The following is a 17151-nucleotide window of genomic DNA, read 5'->3' on the forward strand; positions in this document are numbered from 1 at the left end:
AGGCGTGAATCTTCACACCCTTTGGCCCTCCCCGGTTGGACAAGGCCGCCGGCGACTCCTTATCATCACGCGACCGATTCCAGGAACGACCTCACCCCATGTCCCGACCTCTGCTGTACTCCGGAGTCCTCTCCCTCGGCCTGCTGCTGGCCGGCTGCGCCCTGCCGACCAGTCCGGCCGACCCTCAGCCGGTGCTGGGGCCTGATGAGTTTGCCCTGCGCCTGGATCAGCTGGAGGCCGACCTGGCCGCACGCTGCGAGCTGCAGCAGGTCGCGCTCTCGGACCACTCCCGCCGCCAGGAGGTGCTGGTGGCCGACGTTCGCGAGGTCGGTAGCCTGCTGCGTCACCTGCGCGCCGATATCGAGCGCCTGGAGCACAGCCAGGCCGAGAACGAGCCGCTGGTGATCACCCAGGAGTGCGCCGCCGACGAGCTGGGCCTGGCCAACAAGGCGGTGGTCGGCCGCAGCGAGTGGATCGGGCTGCCCGACGTTGGCACCTACCTCAAGGCGCGCATCGACTCCGGCGCCAACACCTCATCGCTCTCCGCCCAGGAGATCACCCGCTTCGAGCGCGACGGCGCCAACTGGGTGCGCTTCCGCCTGGGGCTGACCGACGACGACGTGGTGGTGGACGACGTTCGCGAGGAGTGGATCGAGGCCCCTGTGGAGCGCCGGGTGCGTATCGTCCAGGCCTCCGGCGAGGAGTCACGTCCGGTGGTCTCCCTGATGATGACCCTGGGTCCGATTCGCGAGCCGGTGGAGTTCACCCTCAACGATCGTACTCATCTCAACTATCCGGTGCTGCTCGGCCGGCGCTTCCTGATGGATATCGCCGTGATCGACGTCGCCGAGACCTATCTTCACGAGCGCCCCGAGTTCCCCGGTGGCCGCCCAGCGGATGAGGCGGCCATGGACGAAGACGACCGGGACGACGAGGAGCGCTGAGCCGCCCTCCCCGGTCTTGCGCTTCTCCCTGACTGCGCCAAGGAAGCCCCATGTCACGACTGCCCTTCTACCTGCTCGTCGGCCTGCTGCTGGTTACCGGCATCGGCCTGAGCGTGCACCGTCACATCACCCTCGAAGTGCCCTGGACGCCCGGCGAACAGCGGGAGGTCTGGGAGGTCGAGGCCATCGTCAACTTCAACGCCCGCGGCGAGCCGGTGCTCGTGGACATGGCGCTGCCCTCCACCCAGCAGGGGTTCCGGCTGCTCACCGAGCACACCGCCTCTCCGGGCTATGGCCTCGCCTTCCTCGAGGAGAATGGTGCCCGTCGGGCCCAGTGGTCGATCCGCGAGGCCAGCGGCAGCCAGCAGCTCTACTATACGACTCAGCTGGTGGTCACACCGGATGCCCGGGCCCCCAGGGTCGAGCCGCCGCGCCTGCGCCGGGATATCGTCTGGGAGCGCCCCTATGACACCGCTTCCGCCCAGGTCATCGAGCGCGCCTGGGGGCGCAGCGCCGACGCCTTCACCTTTGCCCGGGAGCTGATTCGGGACTTCGGCGACGAACGCCAGGGCGAGAATGCCCGCCTGCTGCTGACCCAGTTCGAGCGCGGACCGCTGCTGGTCCGGCTGCTCAATCAGGCCGGCGTGCCGGCCCGGGAAGTGAGCGGACTGCTGCTGGAGGATGGGCGCCGCCGCCAGACCCTGAGCCAATGGGTCCAGGTCTTCGATGGCGAGCGCTGGGCGCTGTTCAATCCCGCAACCGGCGAGCAGGGCCGCCCGGACAACCTGCTGCTCTGGGAGTCGAGTGGCCAGGCGGTGCTGGAGGTCCAGGGGGGCAGCAACTCCCGGGTCACCTTCTCCATGCTCAATCGCAATCAGCCGGCCGCTGCCGCCGTGCGCAGCCAGCTGGCCGATGACACCCTGATCAACTTCTCCATCCACAGCCTGCCGCTGGAGGAGCAGGCGCTCTTCCAGACCATCCTGCTGATCCCCATCGGTGCCCTGGTGGTGGTGCTGCTGCGTATCCTGGTGGGGATCAAGACCTCCGGGACCTTCATGCCGGTGCTGATCGCCCTGGCCTTCATCCAGACCAGCCTGCTTACCGGCCTGGTGGGCTTCCTGCTGGTGGTGGCGGTGGGGCTGGTGATACGCAACTACCTCTCCTATCTCAACCTGCTGCTGGTCGCGCGAGTGTCGGCGGTGATCATCACGGTCATCGCCATCATCTCGGTCTTCTCGGTGCTCTCCTACCGCTTCGGGCTCAATGCGGGCCTGACCATCACCTTCTTCCCGATGATCATCCTCTCCTGGACCATCGAACGGATGTCGATCCTCTGGGAGGAGGAAGGTCCCAAGGAGGTGCTGATCCAGGGCGGCGGCAGCCTGCTCACCGCGGTGCTCGCCTACCTGGCCATGAATAACCCCTGGGTGCGCCATATCACCTTCAACTTCCTGGGGGTGCAGATGATCCTGATGGGCCTGATCCTGCTGGCCGGCAACTACACCGGCTATCGGCTGCTGGAGCTGCGCCGCTTCAAGCCGGTCACCGAGGACTAGGCCATGCTCAACTGGACCTCCCCCGGCAAGCTGCGCCTCAAGGGCATCATCGGCATGAACCGGCGCAACATCCGCTATATCGGCCGCTACAACGACCGGCGCCTCTACCCGCTGGTGGACGACAAGCTGAAGACCAAGCTGCTGGCCCAGGAGTACGGCATTACCACGCCGGCGCTGATCGGCACCGTCACCACCCAGTTCGGGGTCAAGCACCTCGACGAGATGCTGCGCGGCCATGACGGCTTCGTGATCAAGCCCGCCAAGGGCAGTGGCGGCAAGGGGATCCTGGTGATCGACCACGTGGCCGAAGGCTTCTTCGTCAAGCCCAGCGGCGCCAGGCTCACCCTGCAGGATGTCGAGCGCCACGCCTCCAATATCCTCTCGGGGCTCTACTCCCTGGGCGGCTCCCCCGACGTGGCCGTGATCGAGGCGCTGATCAACTTCGATGAGCGTCTCGCCGAGTACACCTACGAGGGGGTGCCCGATATCCGGGTCATCGTCTTCCTGGGCTATCCGGTGATGGCGATGATGCGCCTCTCCACCGCGGCCTCCGACGGCAAGGCCAACCTTCACCAGGGCGCCGTGGGGGTGGGCCTGGATATCGCCACCGGCACGGCCATTCGCGGCGTGCAGTTCGACCGCACCCGCCACGACCACCCGGATACCGGCCATGAGCTTGCCAGCCTGCAGATCCCGGACTGGCGCACCCTGCTGCTGCTGGCAGCCGGCTGCTACGAGATGACGGGGCTCGGCTACCTGGGGACCGACATGGTGCTCGACCGCGACCAGGGTCCCATGCTGCTTGAGCTCAACGCCCGCCCCGGGCTCGCCATCCAGATGGCCAACGGCGAAGGGCTGCGCCGGCGCCTCGATCTTATCGAGCGACAGCCGGAGGGAGCCTCTCCCGAAGCCCGAGTGGCATTCGCTCAGCAGCACTTCGCCCGCCGCAGCGAGCTGGAGGCGATTACCGAGGCGGCGACCGCCGCCGTCTGAGCGCCGCTGGCCGCGGCGGCGGGGGGCGCGTAGAATACCCACTCCACCCCAACCGACCTGGCTTGTGATGACAGACTCCCATGCGCTGCTCGATCAGGCCGCGCAGCAATGCCAGCAGCGCGGCGTACGCTTCACCCCGATTCGTCGCCGCGTGCTGGAGATGATCGCCGAGGCCCCCGGCGGACTGAAGGCCTACGACCTGCTCGACCGCCTGGCCGAGGAGCATGCCTCTGCCCGTCCGCCCACCGTCTACCGCGCCCTGGAGTTCCTGATCGACCAGGGGCTGGTACACCGCATCGAGTCCCTGAACGCCTACGTGGCCTGCCCCTGCCCGGAGCACGCCCACGGCTTCCAGCTGCTGATCTGCCGGCTCTGCGGGCGGGTCGAGGAGCTGCACCTGGACGACGTCAACGCCCAGCTGTCGCGTCGCGCCCGGGACCTCGGCTTTCGGGTGGAGCGCCAGACCATCGAGCTGCTCGGCCACTGCGAAGCGTGTCACGCCGACGCCTGAGTCGGTCGCCCTCCCCTGGCCGGAGGTCACTGCCTTCTCCACCAACTTCCCTCGGACCGACCCATGAGCGATACCTTCAAGGCCCTGGAACGGGCCCCCTGCGACAGCCGCCACCCGCTGACCGAGATCCTTGACGCCGCCCGCTTCAATGCCGACGGCCTGCTGCCCGCCATCGCCCAGCAGCACGACTCGGGTGAGGTGCTGATGATGGCCTGGATGAATCGCGAGTCGCTTGAGGAGACCCTGCGCACCGGGCGGGTCTGCTACTGGTCACGCTCCCGGGGCAAGCTGTGGCGCAAGGGGGAGAGTTCGGGGCAGCAGCAGCATCTGAAGCGCGCCGCCCTGGACTGCGACGGCGACACCCTGCTGCTGCAGGTGGAGCAGACCGGGCCCGCCTGCCATACCGGCCGGCGCAGCTGCTTCTACGTGGCGCTGGAGGAGGACAGCGCGCGCATCGCCTCGGCGCCGCTGATCGACCCCGATACCCTCTACGCCAAGCGCTAGGAGGTCACGCATGCCCTGCCTCGCCGCCTGGCTGGCCCGCCTGGTTCGCTTCGCGCGCCGGGCCTTGGCTTGGCTGATGATTGCCCTGGTCAGGGTCTACCAGGTCACCCTGAGCCCCCTGCTCGGCCCGCGCTGCCGCTACTGGCCCAGCTGTTCGAGCTATACCGTCGAGGCGATCCAGGTTCACGGCCCGCTCAAGGGGGGGGTGATGGCGGCTAGGCGCATCTCGCGCTGCCACCCCGGCTGCGAGGGGGGCATCGACCCGGTGCCGGGCGGGCCCAGCGAACGGCTCTGCCGCGAGGACCCGGAGCTGGACGAGAACTTCCGCCCGCGCGACGATGCCTGACACCCCCCTTGGCTCGGCTCGGTTATGTCGCCCGTTTCCGTGGCCCAAGCTTTGCCAAAACGATTATCTCTCGTAAAAAACGATTATTTTTAGCCTCTGCTCTATAAAAATGATTATTGCAGCGGGTTCTTGGCTCAGGCGGCCTCCTGCTCGGCCACCTCGTAGATGCGCTTGAGCATGGCGTGCAGGCCGTTGCTGCGGGTCGGCGAGAGGTGCTTGTCGAGGCCCAGGTCCGCCAGGAAGTGGGGGCTGGTGTCGCGGATCTCGGCGGCGGGCCGGTCGCTGTAGATGCGCATCAGCACGGCGATCAGGCCGGAGACGATGGCGGCATCGGAGATGGCGTCGAAGTGGATGGCGTCGCCGCGGCGCTCGTGGCGCATCCAGACGTTGGACTGGCAGCCCTGGATCTTCAGCTCGTCGCGCTTCCACGCCTCGGGAAAGTCCGGCAGCGCCTTGCCCATGTCGATGATGTACTGGTAGCGGTCCATCCAGTTGTCGAACATCTCGAACTCTTCGATCAGCGCCTGCTGCGCCTGCTCGGCGGTGGCTTCGGTCGTCATGGGATCTCCTTGTAGTAAAGGCTGCGATTATATCGGCTGGGTGCCGTGTGCGTCCGCTTTGGGCTCTGCCAGCAGGCTCTCGTAGGGAATTTTCAGCCCCTCATGCAGGCGCCTGATCATATTGAGGCTCAGCTTCCGCTTTCGATTAAGCACCTCGGACACACGGCCACTCGAGCCGATATAGGGCTCGAGGTCTCGCTGAGTCAGACCCTGCTGCTCCATACGAAACTTGATCGCTTCGATGGGATCCGAGGGGGCGATAGGATAGCGCTCATCCTCGTACTTCTCGATCAGGATAGAGAGCACCTCCAGCTCATCGGCCTCCGGAGTGCCATCTTCGGCGGCCCAGAGCTGCTCCATGCGGGCGAAGGTGCGTTCAAGATCGGCATCATCATGGATAGGCTGAATATTCATCAGATAGTCTCCGCATCAACCTTGTCGTACTGGGCATGAGTGCCCACGAAGCGCACCCAGGCGATCTGCTGGGTGTAGCGTATCGATACGATCACGCGGTACTTGTTGCCCCCGATGTTGAATACGACACGCCCTCCCTTGAGGATGCTTGCCGTGCGAACCTCGGCTTTCAGCTCTTGCGGCGTCAGCCAGGACGCCTTCAGCATCATGTTGTGCCATTCGGTGAGCGGCGTCCTGGCATCCTCGAACCCCTGTTCCCAGAACTCCCTCAGCGTGCGCTTCGCGATGACTCTCACGCAACCTCCCTTTTTGGGAGAATCCTATGAGCTCCCACCTTGGGAGTCAAGGGGGATTGAGGCGATCAGGCCGTGGCGCGCCTGCTGGCGGTGCCAGGCCTCGTCCTCCGCGTGGAGGTAGCGCGCCGTGGTGTCTAGCCTCGCGTGGCGGGCGGTGGCGGCCAGGTAGCGCAGCTCCACGCCGGCCTGGGCCTGGTGGGTCAGCGCCGTATGGCGCAGCCAGTGGGGCGTTGCCTGACGCAGGCGCATCGGCCCTGGCCTGCCCGCCTCCCCCTGCTCCGCCTCCATGGCGGTAGCCGCCTCCGCGAACGCCTCGCGGATCAGCCGATAGAGCCGGTTGTCGCCGATACCGCGCCGACCATCCAGGGCGCGCAGCATCGGCGTGGCATCATCTGGCAGCGGTTCCCGGGCAAGCCCCAGGCTCTCGCGCCAGTCGCCCAGCAGCGCCATCATGTCTGGCGGCACCGGAATCACCGCCAGCTTGTCGCCCTTCCCCGTCACCCGCCACCACCAGCGCCCCTCGCGGCGATGAAAGTCGCCCATGCGCGCCGCGCTCATCTCGCTGATGCGCGGAGCCAGCAGGTAAGCGAAGCCGAAGACCAGGCGGCGGCGCTGCCACTCGAAGCATTGCCGCGCCGAGGCGCCCTCCTCCACCGGCCGGCCGAGCCAGGCCCATAGCCACTCCCAGAGCGGGGTCTCCAGGTAGCGCTCGATGCGCGCTTGGCGGTTATCCAGGCGCCGGCGCTTGTCCCGCATCAGCCGGAAGGGGTTGTGGGCCACCCACCCCGCCTCGGCGAGCCAGGCATAGAGGCCCTGGAGGATGACCAGGGACTGACGGCGGCTCGCCGGCGACAGCGGCCCCCGAAAGGGGCGCCAGTCGTCGGCGTGGCGGGGCCTGGGCGGCCCCACCCAGCGCTCCCGAGGTCGCGGGTCGGCGAGAAAGGCCTCGAAGGCGTCCAGATGCGCCCGGCGTACCTCGCCAAGCCCGAGCCCCTGCTCCGCCAGCCAGAGCAGCAGCCGCTCGGCCTCGCGGCGATAAGCGCGCTGCGTTTGCGGGCTCGCACGGTATTCGACTAGCCACTGGGCCACCGCTTCGGCGTCGCTGCCTGCACTGATATGGGCGCCCTGCCCGGCTACTGGCTGATCTACCCGGTCAAGCAGGGTGCTTGTCGGCACCGGCTCACGGTTCATTCTGCGCACTCCTCACTCCTCACTCCTCACTCCTCACTCCTCACTCCTCACTCCTCGCCCCTAGCGAGCCAGTATCCCCGCTATTCCGAAAGAAAAGCAAGATAAGCCGCGTAATCTTGATTTATCTGCATCTATCGTATCGTAAATTACATAATACGTAATATGTAATAACCTTCCCTTCCGGGCCTGGCCGGGATATGCTGCGCCCATCGAGCCCCGCCGCCGCGCTCCCGCCATCGGGGAGGCACCCGGCGGGCCCGGAACGACACGAGGAGAGGCGATATGGCGCGCAGCGGCGTGCAGTACGAGGATGTGCAGCGGGCCATCGACGACCTGCTGGCCAGGGGGGAGTCGCCCAGCGTGCAGAAGGTGCGGGAGGTGCTGGGCACGGGAAGCTTCACCACCATCAGCGAGCACCTGCGCGAGTGGCGCACCCGCCGGGAGGAGAATCGCGACGTCCCCCCGCCCCGCGGCATGCCGGCCGCACTTCAGGAGCTGGCCGAAGCGCTGTGGCAGAAAGCCGAGGAGAGCGCCAATGCCGCCCTGGCCCACTATCGCGAGGAGGCAGACGGCCGGGTCGAGGCCGCGGAGGCGCGGGTGGCCGAGGCGCGGCGCCAGGCAGAGGACGCCTCACAGCGCGAAGCGGCCCTGGCCGCCCACCTGACCCACACCGAGCAGCGCCTGGAGGAGCGCAGCGCCGCCCTGGCCCACTGCGAAGCCGAGAGAGACCAGCTCGATAGCCGGGTCAGGCGCCTCGAGAGTCGCCGCGCCGAGCTGGAGGGGCTCCTGGAGCGTATTCGCGGCGAGATGGCCAGCCAGGCTCGGGAGCATCAGCAGGCCCTTGGCACCCTGGAGGCCGAGCAGCGCGAGCGCCTGGCCCGGGAGGAGCAGCGCCACGAGAGCGCCGAGGCCCGCCTGATGGGGCTGCTCGACGAGGCGCGCCAGGAGCGCCAGGCCCAGGAGAAGAGCGCGGCGGCGCGGGAGGCCCAGCTGGAGAAGCGGCACTCACGCCTGGAGCAGCAGCTGCAGGAGTCCCGCGGCCTGCTGGTCGAGGAGGAGCGCAAGCACCGTGATACCGACTGGGCCCGCCGCCAGGCCGAGACCCTCGCCGACACCCGGCGCCACGAGCAGGCGCTGCTTCAGGCGCGGGTCGACGAGCAGAAGCGCACCATCGAGGAGCAGGCGTTGCGCCTTCGCAACCTGGAGGAGCAGCTGCACCGCTGCCTGTGGCAGACCCCGGCGGCCCGTGAGGAGCCGGCGGAGGCCAGGAACGAGGAAGGCCCCGCCGCAGCGGAGCCTTCGGAGAAATAGCCCAGGGCGGGATCTTGCCCGCCAGGCCAGCCTAGCGGTAGTAGGCGTTGGTGGTGTCCGTATGGTCGGTCACGTCGCGAATGCCGGCCAGCTCCGGGATGCGCTCAATCAGGGTCTTCTCGACGCCCTCCTTGAGGGTCAGGTCCACCGCGGCGCAGCCCTGGCAGCCGCCGCCGAAGGCCAGCACCGCCACCTTCTCCTCGGTGAGCTCGATCAGCTTGATCTCGCCGCCGTGGGCAGCCAGGCCCGGGTTGATCTCGCTGTAGAGGATATAGTTGACGCGATCCTCCAGGGGGCTGTCGGCGTTGACCTTGGGCATCTTGGCGTTGGGCGCCTTGATGGTGAGCTGGCCGCCCATGCGATCCTTGTTGAAGTCGACCACGGCCTCCTCGAGGAAAGGCAGGCTGTTCTTGTCGAGGTAGACGCCAAGCTTGGGCAGGTCGAGCCGCTCGTCGCTGGGCTCCTCCTCCCCGGGGCGGCAGTAGGCCAGGCAGGTCTCCGCGTAGGGGGTGCCCGGCTGCGTGATGAAGATACGCACGGCGATACCCTCGACGTTCTGCTTCTCGAGCAGCTCGGCAAGGTACTCCTGGGCGCTATCGGTGATCTCGATGGGCTGGCTCATGCTGATAGAATCTCTCGCTGTTCGGACCGCGGCCCCATGCTGCTCTTGGCAGGTCGCGCGTCAGGGTTTGCATGGGGAATATGGTAAGGCAGCGGACGCCAAGTGACAATCCCGAGTGAATTGCTGGGTCTTTGCGCTCCCAGCCTGCCCCTGGCCCGGCGCTTTTGTTACCATAGCGCCCCATTCCGGGCCGCCCTGTGAGAAGACGCCACCAGGCGTCCGTGCGGCCCTGCACCCGGATGCGAACTTCGCTGGAGACAAGACCTGACCATGGCCGCCCTTCCCACCGCCCAGACCGCTTCCCTGACCGACAGCCTCAACGAGCGCATCCTGATGCTCGATGGAGGCATGGGCACCATGATTCAGAATGCGGGCCTCTCGGAAGCGGACTTCCGCGGCGAGCGCTTCGCCGACTGGCCCTCCGACCTCAAGGGCAACAACGACCTGCTGGTGCTGACCTGCCCCGAGCTGATCACCCGCCTGCACCGGGAGTACCTGGAGGCGGGGGCCGACATCGTCGAGACCAACACCTTCAACAGCACCCGTCTCTCCCAGGCTGACTACGGCATGGAGGCGCTGGTGCCGGAGATCAACCTCGAGGCGGCGCGCCTGGCGCGAGCGGCCTGCGATGACGTGGCCGCCCGCACCGGGGTGCCCCGCTACGTGGCCGGGGTGCTGGGCCCCACCTCGCGCACCGCCTCGCTCTCCCCGGACGTCAATGACCCCGCCAAGCGCAACGTCACCTTCGATGCCCTGCGCGAGAACTACTATGAGGCGGCCGAGGCCCTGATCGAGGGCGGCAGCGACCTGATCCTGATCGAGACCATCTTCGATACCCTCAACGCCAAGGCGGCCATCTACGCCCTGGAGGAGCTCTTCGAGGATCGCGGCGAGCGCCTGCCGGTGATGATCTCCGGCACCATCACCGACGCCTCCGGCCGCACCCTCTCGGGCCAGACCACCGAGGCCTTCTGGAACTCGGTGCGCCACGCCCGCCCCCTGGCGGTGGGTCTCAACTGCGCCCTGGGGGCCGAGGAGCTGCGCCCCTACGTGGAGGAGCTCTCCAACAAGGCGGATACCTTCGTCTCCGCCCACCCCAACGCCGGCCTGCCCAACGAGTTCGGCGAGTACGACCAGACCCCGGAAGAGATGGCGACCATCGTCGGTGAGTTCGCCGCAAGCGGCCTGGTCAATATCATCGGCGGCTGCTGCGGCTCGACGCCCGAGCATATCGCCGCCATCCGCCGCGCCATCGAGGGCCTGGCGCCTCGCCGGGTGCCCGAGATTGCGCGGGCCTGCCGCCTGTCTGGCCTGGAGCCGTTCAACATCGGGGCGGACTCGCTGTTCGTCAACGTCGGTGAGCGCACCAACGTCACCGGCTCGGCGCGCTTCAAGCGTCTGATCGTCGAGGAAGACTTCACCACGGCGCTCGAGGTGGCCCTGGAGCAGGTAGAGAACGGCGCCCAGGTGATCGACATCAACATGGACGAGGGGATGCTGGAGTCCCAGGAGGCGATGGTGCGCTTCCTGAACCTGATCGCCGGCGAGCCCGACATCGCCCGGGTGCCGATCATGATCGACTCCTCCAAGTGGGAGATCATCGAGGCGGGGCTCAAGTGCGTGCAGGGCAAGGCGGTGGTCAACTCCATCTCGCTCAAGGAGGGCGAGGCGGCCTTCCGCGAGCAGGCCACCATCTGCCGGCGCCACGGTGCCGCCGTGGTGGTCATGGCCTTCGACGAGGTCGGCCAGGCCGATACCTTCGCCCGCAAGACCGAGATCTGCGAGCGCGCCTACCGCCTGCTGGTGGATGAGCTGGACTTCCCGCCGGAAGACATCATCTTCGACCCCAACATCTTCGCCATCGCCACCGGCATCGAGGAGCACAACAACTACGCGATGGACTTCATCGAGGCCACCCGCTGGATCCGTGAGCACCTGCCCCATGCCCTGGTCTCCGGCGGCGTCTCCAACGTCTCCTTCTCCTTCCGGGGCAATAACCCGGTGCGCGAGGCGATCCACTCGGTGTTCCTCTACCACGCCATTCGCGCCGGGCTGACCATGGGCATCGTCAACGCCGGCCAGCTGGCGGTCTACGACGATCTGCCCGAGGAGCTGCGCGAGGCGGTGGAGGACGTGGTCCAGAACCGTCGCGCCGACAGCACCGAGCGGCTGGTGGACCTGGCCGAGAAGTACAAGGGCGACGGTGGCGGTGCGGCCAAGAAGGAGGATCTGGAGTGGCGCTCCTGGCCGGTCAACAAGCGCATCGAGCACGCCCTGGTCAAGGGGATCACCGCCCACATCGAGGAAGATACCGAGCAGGCGCGCCAGGAGGCGGCGCGCCCCATCGAGGTGATCGAGGGGCCGCTGATGGACGGCATGAACGTGGTCGGCGACCTCTTTGGCGCCGGCAAGATGTTCCTGCCCCAGGTAGTGAAGTCGGCCCGGGTCATGAAGCAGGCGGTGGCCTACCTGATCCCCTTCATCGAGGCGGAAAAGAGCGGTGAAACCCAGGCCAAGGGCAAGATCGTCATGGCCACGGTCAAGGGCGACGTGCACGATATCGGCAAGAACATCGTCGGCGTGGTCCTGCAGTGCAACAACTATGATGTGGTCGACCTCGGCGTCATGGTGCCCGCGGAGAAGATCCTGCAGACGGCCAGGGCCGAGAACGCCGATATCATCGGCCTCTCCGGGCTGATCACTCCGTCCCTGGACGAGATGGTCCACGTGGCCAAGGAGATGCAGCGCCAGGGCTTCGAACTGCCGCTGCTGATCGGTGGCGCCACCACCTCCAAGGCCCACACCGCGGTGAAGATCGAGCCAGGCTACGAGCATCCGGTGATCTATGTGGCCGATGCCTCCCGGGCCGTGGGCGTGGCGGGCAAGCTGCTCTCGGCCGAGCTCAAGCCGGCCTATACCGCCGAGATCCGCGCCGAGTACGAGAAGGTCCGCGAGCGCAACGCCAAGCGCCGCCCCAAGGCCGCCGACCTCAGCTACGCCGAGGCGCGCGCCCGCAAGTTCAGCGTGGACTGGGCGGGCTACACTCCCCCCCGTCCGGCCTTCACGGGCCTTCAGGTCTTCGATGGCTACGACCTCGAGGAGCTGGTCGAGCGCATCGACTGGACCCCCTTCTTCATGAGCTGGCAGCTCGCCGGCAAGTACCCGAAGATCCTCGACGACCAGGTGGTCGGCGAGGCGGCGCGCAACCTCTTCCGGGATGCCCGGGCGATGCTCGCCAGGCTGATCGACGAGCAGCGCATCCAGGCCCGGGGGGTGATCGGCCTCTGGCCGGCCAACAGCGTCGACGACGACGTCATCGAGGTCTATGCCGACGAGTCCCGCCAGGAGGTGATCGAGCGGCTTCACCATATCCGTCAGCAGACCACCAAGAACCGCGACGGCGTCTGCTACAGCCTGGCCGACTTCATCGCGCCGAAGGAGAGCGGCAAGCCGGACTGGATCGGCGGCTTCGCGGTCACCGCCGGTCACGGCGTCGAGGAGCTCGCCGAGCAGTACAAGGCTGCCGGTGACGACTACAACGCCATAATGGTTCAGGCCCTCACCGACCGCCTGGCCGAGGCCTTCGCCGAGCGCCTCCACGAGCGGGTGCGCAAGGAGTTCTGGGGCTATGTTCCCGAGGAGACCCTGGACAACGAGGCGCTGATCGCCGAGAAGTATCAGGGCATCCGTCCGGCGCCCGGCTACCCCGCCTGCCCGGACCACACCGAGAAGGCCACGCTCTTCCGCCTGCTCGACGCCACCGAGAACAGCGGCCTGGTGCTGACCGAGAACTTCGCCATGTGGCCCGCCGCCGCGGTGGCCGGCTGGTACTTCTCCCATCCGCAATCGAAGTACTTCGCCACCGGCAAGATCACCCGGGACCAGGTGGAGGCGCTGGCCGAGCGCAAGGCGATGCGCCTGGAAGAGCTGGAGCGCTGGCTGGCGCCGGTGCTCTCCTACGACCCGGCCTGATCGGTCGCCAGCCGCCCAGGGGCCCGCCATGCGGGCCCTGACTCGACGGACCCCCATGCTGCCCGAGCCCACTCGCCGCCAGACGATCCTGCGCCTCGCCCTGCCGATCATCGCCGGCATGCTCTCCCAGAGCCTGATCAACCTGATCGATGCCGCCATGGTGGGCTCGCTGGGCGAGGTGCCCCTGGCCGGCGTAGGGATCGGCGGCTATGCGATGTTCATGGTCACCGCCCTGGTGTTCGGGCTCTCCTCGGGGGTCCAGGCCCAGACCGCCCGGCGCCACGGCGAGGAGGCCTGGGCGCGCCGCGCCGTGCCGCTCAACGCCGGCCTGCTGATCGCCCTGGCGACCGCCCTGCCGATCACCCTGCTCTGCCTGTGGCAGGCGCCGCGCCTGCTGGCCCTGATCAACCAGGACCCGGCGGTCAACGCCGTGGCGGTAGAGTACTTTCGCTGGCGGGTGGTCTCGCTGATCGCGGTGGCGATGATCTTCTGCTTCCGGGGCTACTGGAACGGCATCCAGCAGACCGGCATCTACCTGCGCATCATCCTTGCCATGCACGCCATCAACGTGGCAGCCAGCCTGACGCTGATCTTCGGCTACTTCGGGCTGCCGGCCATGGGGCCCGCCGGCGCCGGCGCCGGCACCACCCTGTCGCTCTTCGCTGGGCTCGGCATCTGGGCGCTGCTCAGCTCCCGCCATGCGCGATCCAGCGGCTTTCTTGGCGGCCTGCCCCGGCGGCAGACGTTCGCCACCACCCTGCGCCTGGCGACGCCCCACTCCTTTCAGCAGCTCTGGTTCGCCGCCGGCTACGCCGTGCTGTTCTGGATCCTGGGCCAGATCGACACCCGAAGCGTCGCCGTGGGCCATGTGCTGGTCAATCTCTCCCTGCTGCTGATCCTGCCCGGCGTGGGGCTCGGCATGGCCGCCATGAGCCTGGTGGGCCAGGCGCTGGGGCGGGCGGCCCACCAGGACGCCCACCGCTGGGGCTGGGAGGTGGTGCACCTGGCCTGGCTCTGCCTGGCGGCCCTGGCGCTGCCCATGGCGCTCTTTCCGGAGCTGGTGCTCGGCCTCTTCCTCCATGACCCGGCGCTGATCGAACTGGGCCGGCTGCCCCTGCAGCTCACCGCCCTGATGATCGTGCTGGACGCCGCTGCCCTGGTGCTGGCCCAGGCGCTGCTGGGCGCCGGGGCCAACCGCACCGTGATGACCACGACGCTGGGCCTGCAGTGGCTGCTCTTCCTGCCCCTGGCCTGGTGGGTCGGGGTGGGCCTGGAGCAGGGGCTGCTGGGCATCTGGTGGGTGCAGCTGGGCTACCGCTGCCTCAACTCCGCCTGGTTCGCCATGATCTGGCAGCGGCGGCGCTGGCAGTCGCTCAAGATCTAGGCCCGGCTCGACTAATTACTTTTCGCATAAAAACTATAAGCATTTATTCTTTCCAAGAATAAAGCCCGGCGCGTATGGTGCACCTTCAGGCTCTGCCACCCTTCACTGCAGCAGGAACGGCTGAATGTATCGCTACGACACCCACGACCAGACCCTCGTCAATGAACGCGTTGCCCAGTTCCGCGACCAGATGGAGCGCTATCTGGCCGGCCGCCTCAGCGAGGAGGAGTTCCTCCCGCTGCGCGTGCAGAACGGGCTCTATGTCCAGCGTCACGCACCCATGCTGCGCATCGCCATCCCCTACGGCATGCTCGCCTCCTACCAGCTGCGCAAGCTGGGCGACCTGGCCCGGGACTACGATCGCGGCTACGGCCACTTCACCACGCGCACCAACCTGCAGCTGAACTGGCCGAAGCTCGAGACCGTGCCGGACATGCTCGCGGAGCTTGCCAGCGTGCAGATGCACGCCATCCAGACCAGCGGCAACGATATCCGCAACACCACCACCGACCAGTTCGCCGGCGTGGCCGAGGATGAAGAGGTCGACCCCCGCCCCTGGTGCGAGCTGATTCGCCAGTGGTCCACCTTCCATCCGGAGTTCGCCTACCTGCCGCGCAAGTTCAAGATCGCGGTGACCGGCGCCGCCGAGGATCGCGCGGCCATCCAGGTCCACGACGTGGGTCTGCGCCTGTGGCGCGACGACGCCGGCGAGGTGCGGGTCAAGGTGCTGGCCGGCGGCGGCCTGGGCCGCACGCCGATGATCGCGGACGTGGTCCGCGAGGACCTGCCCTGGCAGCACCTGCTCACCTACCTCGAGGCCCTGGTGCGGGTCTACAACCAGTTCGGCCGCCGCGACAACAAGTTCAAGGCGCGCATCAAGATCCTGGTAAAGGCGCTGGGCATCGAGGAGTTTCGCCGCCGGGTGGAGGCGGAGTGGGCCCATCTCAAGGATGGCCCCCAGACCCTGACGCGCCAGACCGTGGAGAGCGTCGCCGAGCACTTCGTGGACCCCGAGCGCCGGCCGGTCAGCGCCGAGGCCATCGACGCCTTCGAGCGGCTGCGCGGCGAGAACCGCGCCTTCGCCCGCTTCGTGACCAACAACGTCACCGGCCACAAGGTGCCCGGCTACAAGGCGGTGACCCTGTCGCTCAAGCGCGCCGGCCAGTCCCCGGGGGACGTGACCGCCGAGCAGATGCACCAGATCGCCGACCTCGCCGACGAGTACAGCTTCGGCGAGCTGCGCGTCACCCATGAGCAGAACCTGGTGCTCTCCGACGTCCCGGTGGACCGGATCGAGTCGCTCTGGCACGAGCTTCAGGCCCTCGGCCTGGCCAACCCCACCGTGGGCACCCTGGCCGACCTGATCTGCTGCCCCGGCGGCGACTACTGCGGCCTGGCCAACGCCAAGTCGATCCCGGTGGCCCACGCCATCCAGGAGCGCTTCGACGACCTCGACTTCCTGTACGACCTCGGCCCCCTGGAGCTCAATATCTCCGGCTGCATGAACGCCTGCGGCCACCACCATGTGGGCCAGATCGGCATCCTCGGCGTCGACAAGAAGGGCGAGGAGTGGTACCAGATCTCGCTGGGCGGCGCCCAGGGCAACCAGGCCTCGCTGGGCAAGATCCTCGGCCCCTCCTTCAGTCGCGACAAGGTCCCGGAAGTGATCGACACCCTGCTCAAGGTCTACGTCGGTGAGCGCAGCGACGGCGAGACCTTCCTCGACACCTACCGCCGTATCGGCCTCAAACCCTTCAAGGAGCGGGTCTATGCCTGATCAAGCCCCCATCGCACGCCCCGAGTCACGCCCCTATCTGTTCCGCGGCCAGCCCGCCGCGGATACCTGGACCCTGGTCCGGGAGGGCGCGGCACCGGCCGCTGCCGCCGCCATCCTGCCCCTCGACGCCTGGCTCGAGGAGGCGGAAAACCCGGCCCGCGCGCCCTGGCTTTCGGCCGACACCGAGCTCACCGACGCCCTGGCCGAGCGCCTCGCCGAGGCGCCGCTGATCGCCGTGGACTTTCCGAAGTTCACCGATGGGCGCGGCTACAGCCTGGCCCGCCTGCTCCGCGAGCGCTACGGCTACCGGGGGGAGATTCGCGCGGTGGGGGATGTGCTGGTGGACCAGCTCTACTTCATGACCCGCTGCGGCTTCGACGGCCTCTCCCTTCGCGAGGACCAGTGGCTGGAGGACGCCCAGCGGGCGCTGGGCGCCTTCAGCCGCGCCTACCAGCCGGCCGTGGGCCAGCCCGAGCCGCTGTTTCGCCGCCGCGAGCGGGAACGGGCCCTGCCCCGCCAGGAGGCCCCGGCCTACGCCTGAGCACCATCACTCCGCAGGCCTGTCGCACCCTAGTCGGCCCGGCAAGGGCTGTTCCGGCGACAGGCCTGTTCGGGGGCGCTGTAAATACCTCCCTGTACGCTACTTTTTCCCTGCGGCGCTCTCGCATCCTGCTCCGCTAGCAGGGCCGGTGCTGGCCATCCTTGGCCAGCCCGTTCGGAGCGATGCTCCTCACCCCTGGAAAAAGACCCCCTCCAGACCTGCCCCCGGC

The 17151-nt window shown here is 67.8% G+C and carries 16 protein-coding genes; 11 read left to right on the forward strand and 5 right to left on the reverse strand.

Going from position 1 to position 17151, the window contains the following annotated elements; genetic code table 11:
* Positions 1-98 precede the first annotated feature (98 nt).
* From ACRYRV_RS16370 to yidD, 6 genes are all read left to right on the forward strand, one after another.
* Positions 99-944 carry an ATP-dependent zinc protease family protein gene (locus ACRYRV_RS16370; RefSeq protein WP_309636340.1) on the forward strand — a complete coding sequence of 282 codons (846 nt, stop codon included), beginning with the start codon at positions 99-101 and terminating at the stop codon, positions 942-944.
* Between the two features lie 50 nt (positions 945-994).
* Positions 995-2500 carry a UUP1 family membrane protein gene (locus tag ACRYRV_RS16375; protein ID WP_253451881.1) on the forward strand — a complete coding sequence of 502 codons (1506 nt, stop codon included), beginning with the start codon at positions 995-997 and terminating at the stop codon, positions 2498-2500.
* 3 nt (positions 2501-2503) lie between these two features.
* On the forward strand, positions 2504-3493 hold the full coding sequence (locus ACRYRV_RS16380; RefSeq protein ID WP_309636338.1) for an alpha-L-glutamate ligase-like protein: 990 nt from the start codon (positions 2504-2506) through the stop codon (positions 3491-3493).
* Positions 3494-3560: 67 nt separating this feature from the next.
* Entirely contained in the window at positions 3561-4004 is a 444-nt protein-coding gene (locus ACRYRV_RS16385) for a transcriptional repressor (RefSeq protein ID WP_309636337.1), read from the forward strand.
* A gap of 63 nt (positions 4005-4067) precedes the next feature.
* A complete protein-coding gene (gene hisI / locus ACRYRV_RS16390) occupies positions 4068-4508 on the forward strand; it encodes a phosphoribosyl-AMP cyclohydrolase (protein WP_444984450.1) in 441 nt (146 codons plus the stop codon).
* Positions 4509-4518: 10 nt separating this feature from the next.
* On the forward strand, positions 4519-4854 hold the full coding sequence (gene yidD, locus ACRYRV_RS16395; RefSeq protein WP_444984449.1) for a membrane protein insertion efficiency factor YidD: 336 nt from the start codon (positions 4519-4521) through the stop codon (positions 4852-4854).
* A 134-nt stretch (positions 4855-4988) separates the two neighbouring features.
* Here yidD and ACRYRV_RS16400 read toward each other — a convergent pair whose 3' ends face one another.
* Genes ACRYRV_RS16400 through ACRYRV_RS16415 form a run of 4 tightly spaced genes read right to left on the reverse strand, consistent with a single transcriptional unit; the run spans position 4989 to position 7315 of the window.
* Positions 4989-5414: a SufE family protein gene (locus ACRYRV_RS16400; RefSeq protein WP_253451867.1), complete on the reverse strand. Its 426-nt coding sequence runs from the start codon at positions 5412-5414 to the stop codon at positions 4989-4991.
* A 27-nt stretch (positions 5415-5441) separates the two neighbouring features.
* Positions 5442-5828, reverse strand: coding sequence for a helix-turn-helix domain-containing protein (locus ACRYRV_RS16405; RefSeq protein WP_444984448.1), 387 nt, complete (start codon positions 5826-5828; stop codon positions 5442-5444).
* Positions 5828-6124 carry a type II toxin-antitoxin system HigB family toxin gene (locus tag ACRYRV_RS16410; protein WP_253451861.1) on the reverse strand — a complete coding sequence of 99 codons (297 nt, stop codon included), beginning with the start codon at positions 6122-6124 and terminating at the stop codon, positions 5828-5830. Before ACRYRV_RS16410 ends, ACRYRV_RS16405 begins: the two co-directional genes overlap by 1 nt.
* Positions 6125-6148: 24 nt before the next feature.
* Entirely contained in the window at positions 6149-7315 is a 1167-nt protein-coding gene (locus ACRYRV_RS16415; protein WP_444984447.1) for a tyrosine-type recombinase/integrase, read from the reverse strand.
* 282 nt (positions 7316-7597) lie between these two features.
* Here ACRYRV_RS16415 and ACRYRV_RS16420 point away from each other — a divergent pair, with 282 nt between their 5' ends.
* The gene (locus tag ACRYRV_RS16420; RefSeq protein WP_253451856.1) at positions 7598-8626 is read left to right on the forward strand and encodes a DNA-binding protein; all 1029 of its coding nucleotides are present in this window, start codon (positions 7598-7600) and stop codon (positions 8624-8626) included.
* A gap of 31 nt (positions 8627-8657) precedes the next feature.
* Here ACRYRV_RS16420 and nfuA read toward each other — a convergent pair whose 3' ends face one another.
* Positions 8658-9248: a Fe-S biogenesis protein NfuA gene (gene nfuA, locus ACRYRV_RS16425; protein ID WP_253451853.1), complete on the reverse strand. Its 591-nt coding sequence runs from the start codon at positions 9246-9248 to the stop codon at positions 8658-8660.
* Positions 9249-9518: 270 nt separating this feature from the next.
* Between nfuA and metH the strand changes: the two genes are divergently transcribed.
* From metH to ACRYRV_RS16445, 4 genes are all read left to right on the forward strand, one after another.
* A complete protein-coding gene (metH, locus tag ACRYRV_RS16430) occupies positions 9519-13220 on the forward strand; it encodes a methionine synthase (RefSeq protein WP_444984446.1) in 3702 nt (1233 codons plus the stop codon).
* Between the two features lie 55 nt (positions 13221-13275).
* Positions 13276-14604, forward strand: coding sequence for an MATE family efflux transporter (locus ACRYRV_RS16435; protein WP_444986257.1), 1329 nt, complete (start codon positions 13276-13278; stop codon positions 14602-14604).
* A gap of 124 nt (positions 14605-14728) precedes the next feature.
* Positions 14729-16381 carry a nitrite/sulfite reductase gene (locus ACRYRV_RS16440; protein WP_444984445.1) on the forward strand — a complete coding sequence of 551 codons (1653 nt, stop codon included), beginning with the start codon at positions 14729-14731 and terminating at the stop codon, positions 16379-16381.
* Positions 16374-16922 carry a DUF934 domain-containing protein gene (locus tag ACRYRV_RS16445; RefSeq protein ID WP_444984444.1) on the forward strand — a complete coding sequence of 183 codons (549 nt, stop codon included), beginning with the start codon at positions 16374-16376 and terminating at the stop codon, positions 16920-16922. Before ACRYRV_RS16440 ends, ACRYRV_RS16445 begins: the two co-directional genes overlap by 8 nt.
* The last annotated feature ends 229 nt before the right edge of the window (positions 16923-17151 follow it).

It is taken from the genome of Halomonas mongoliensis (assembly GCF_052496345.1).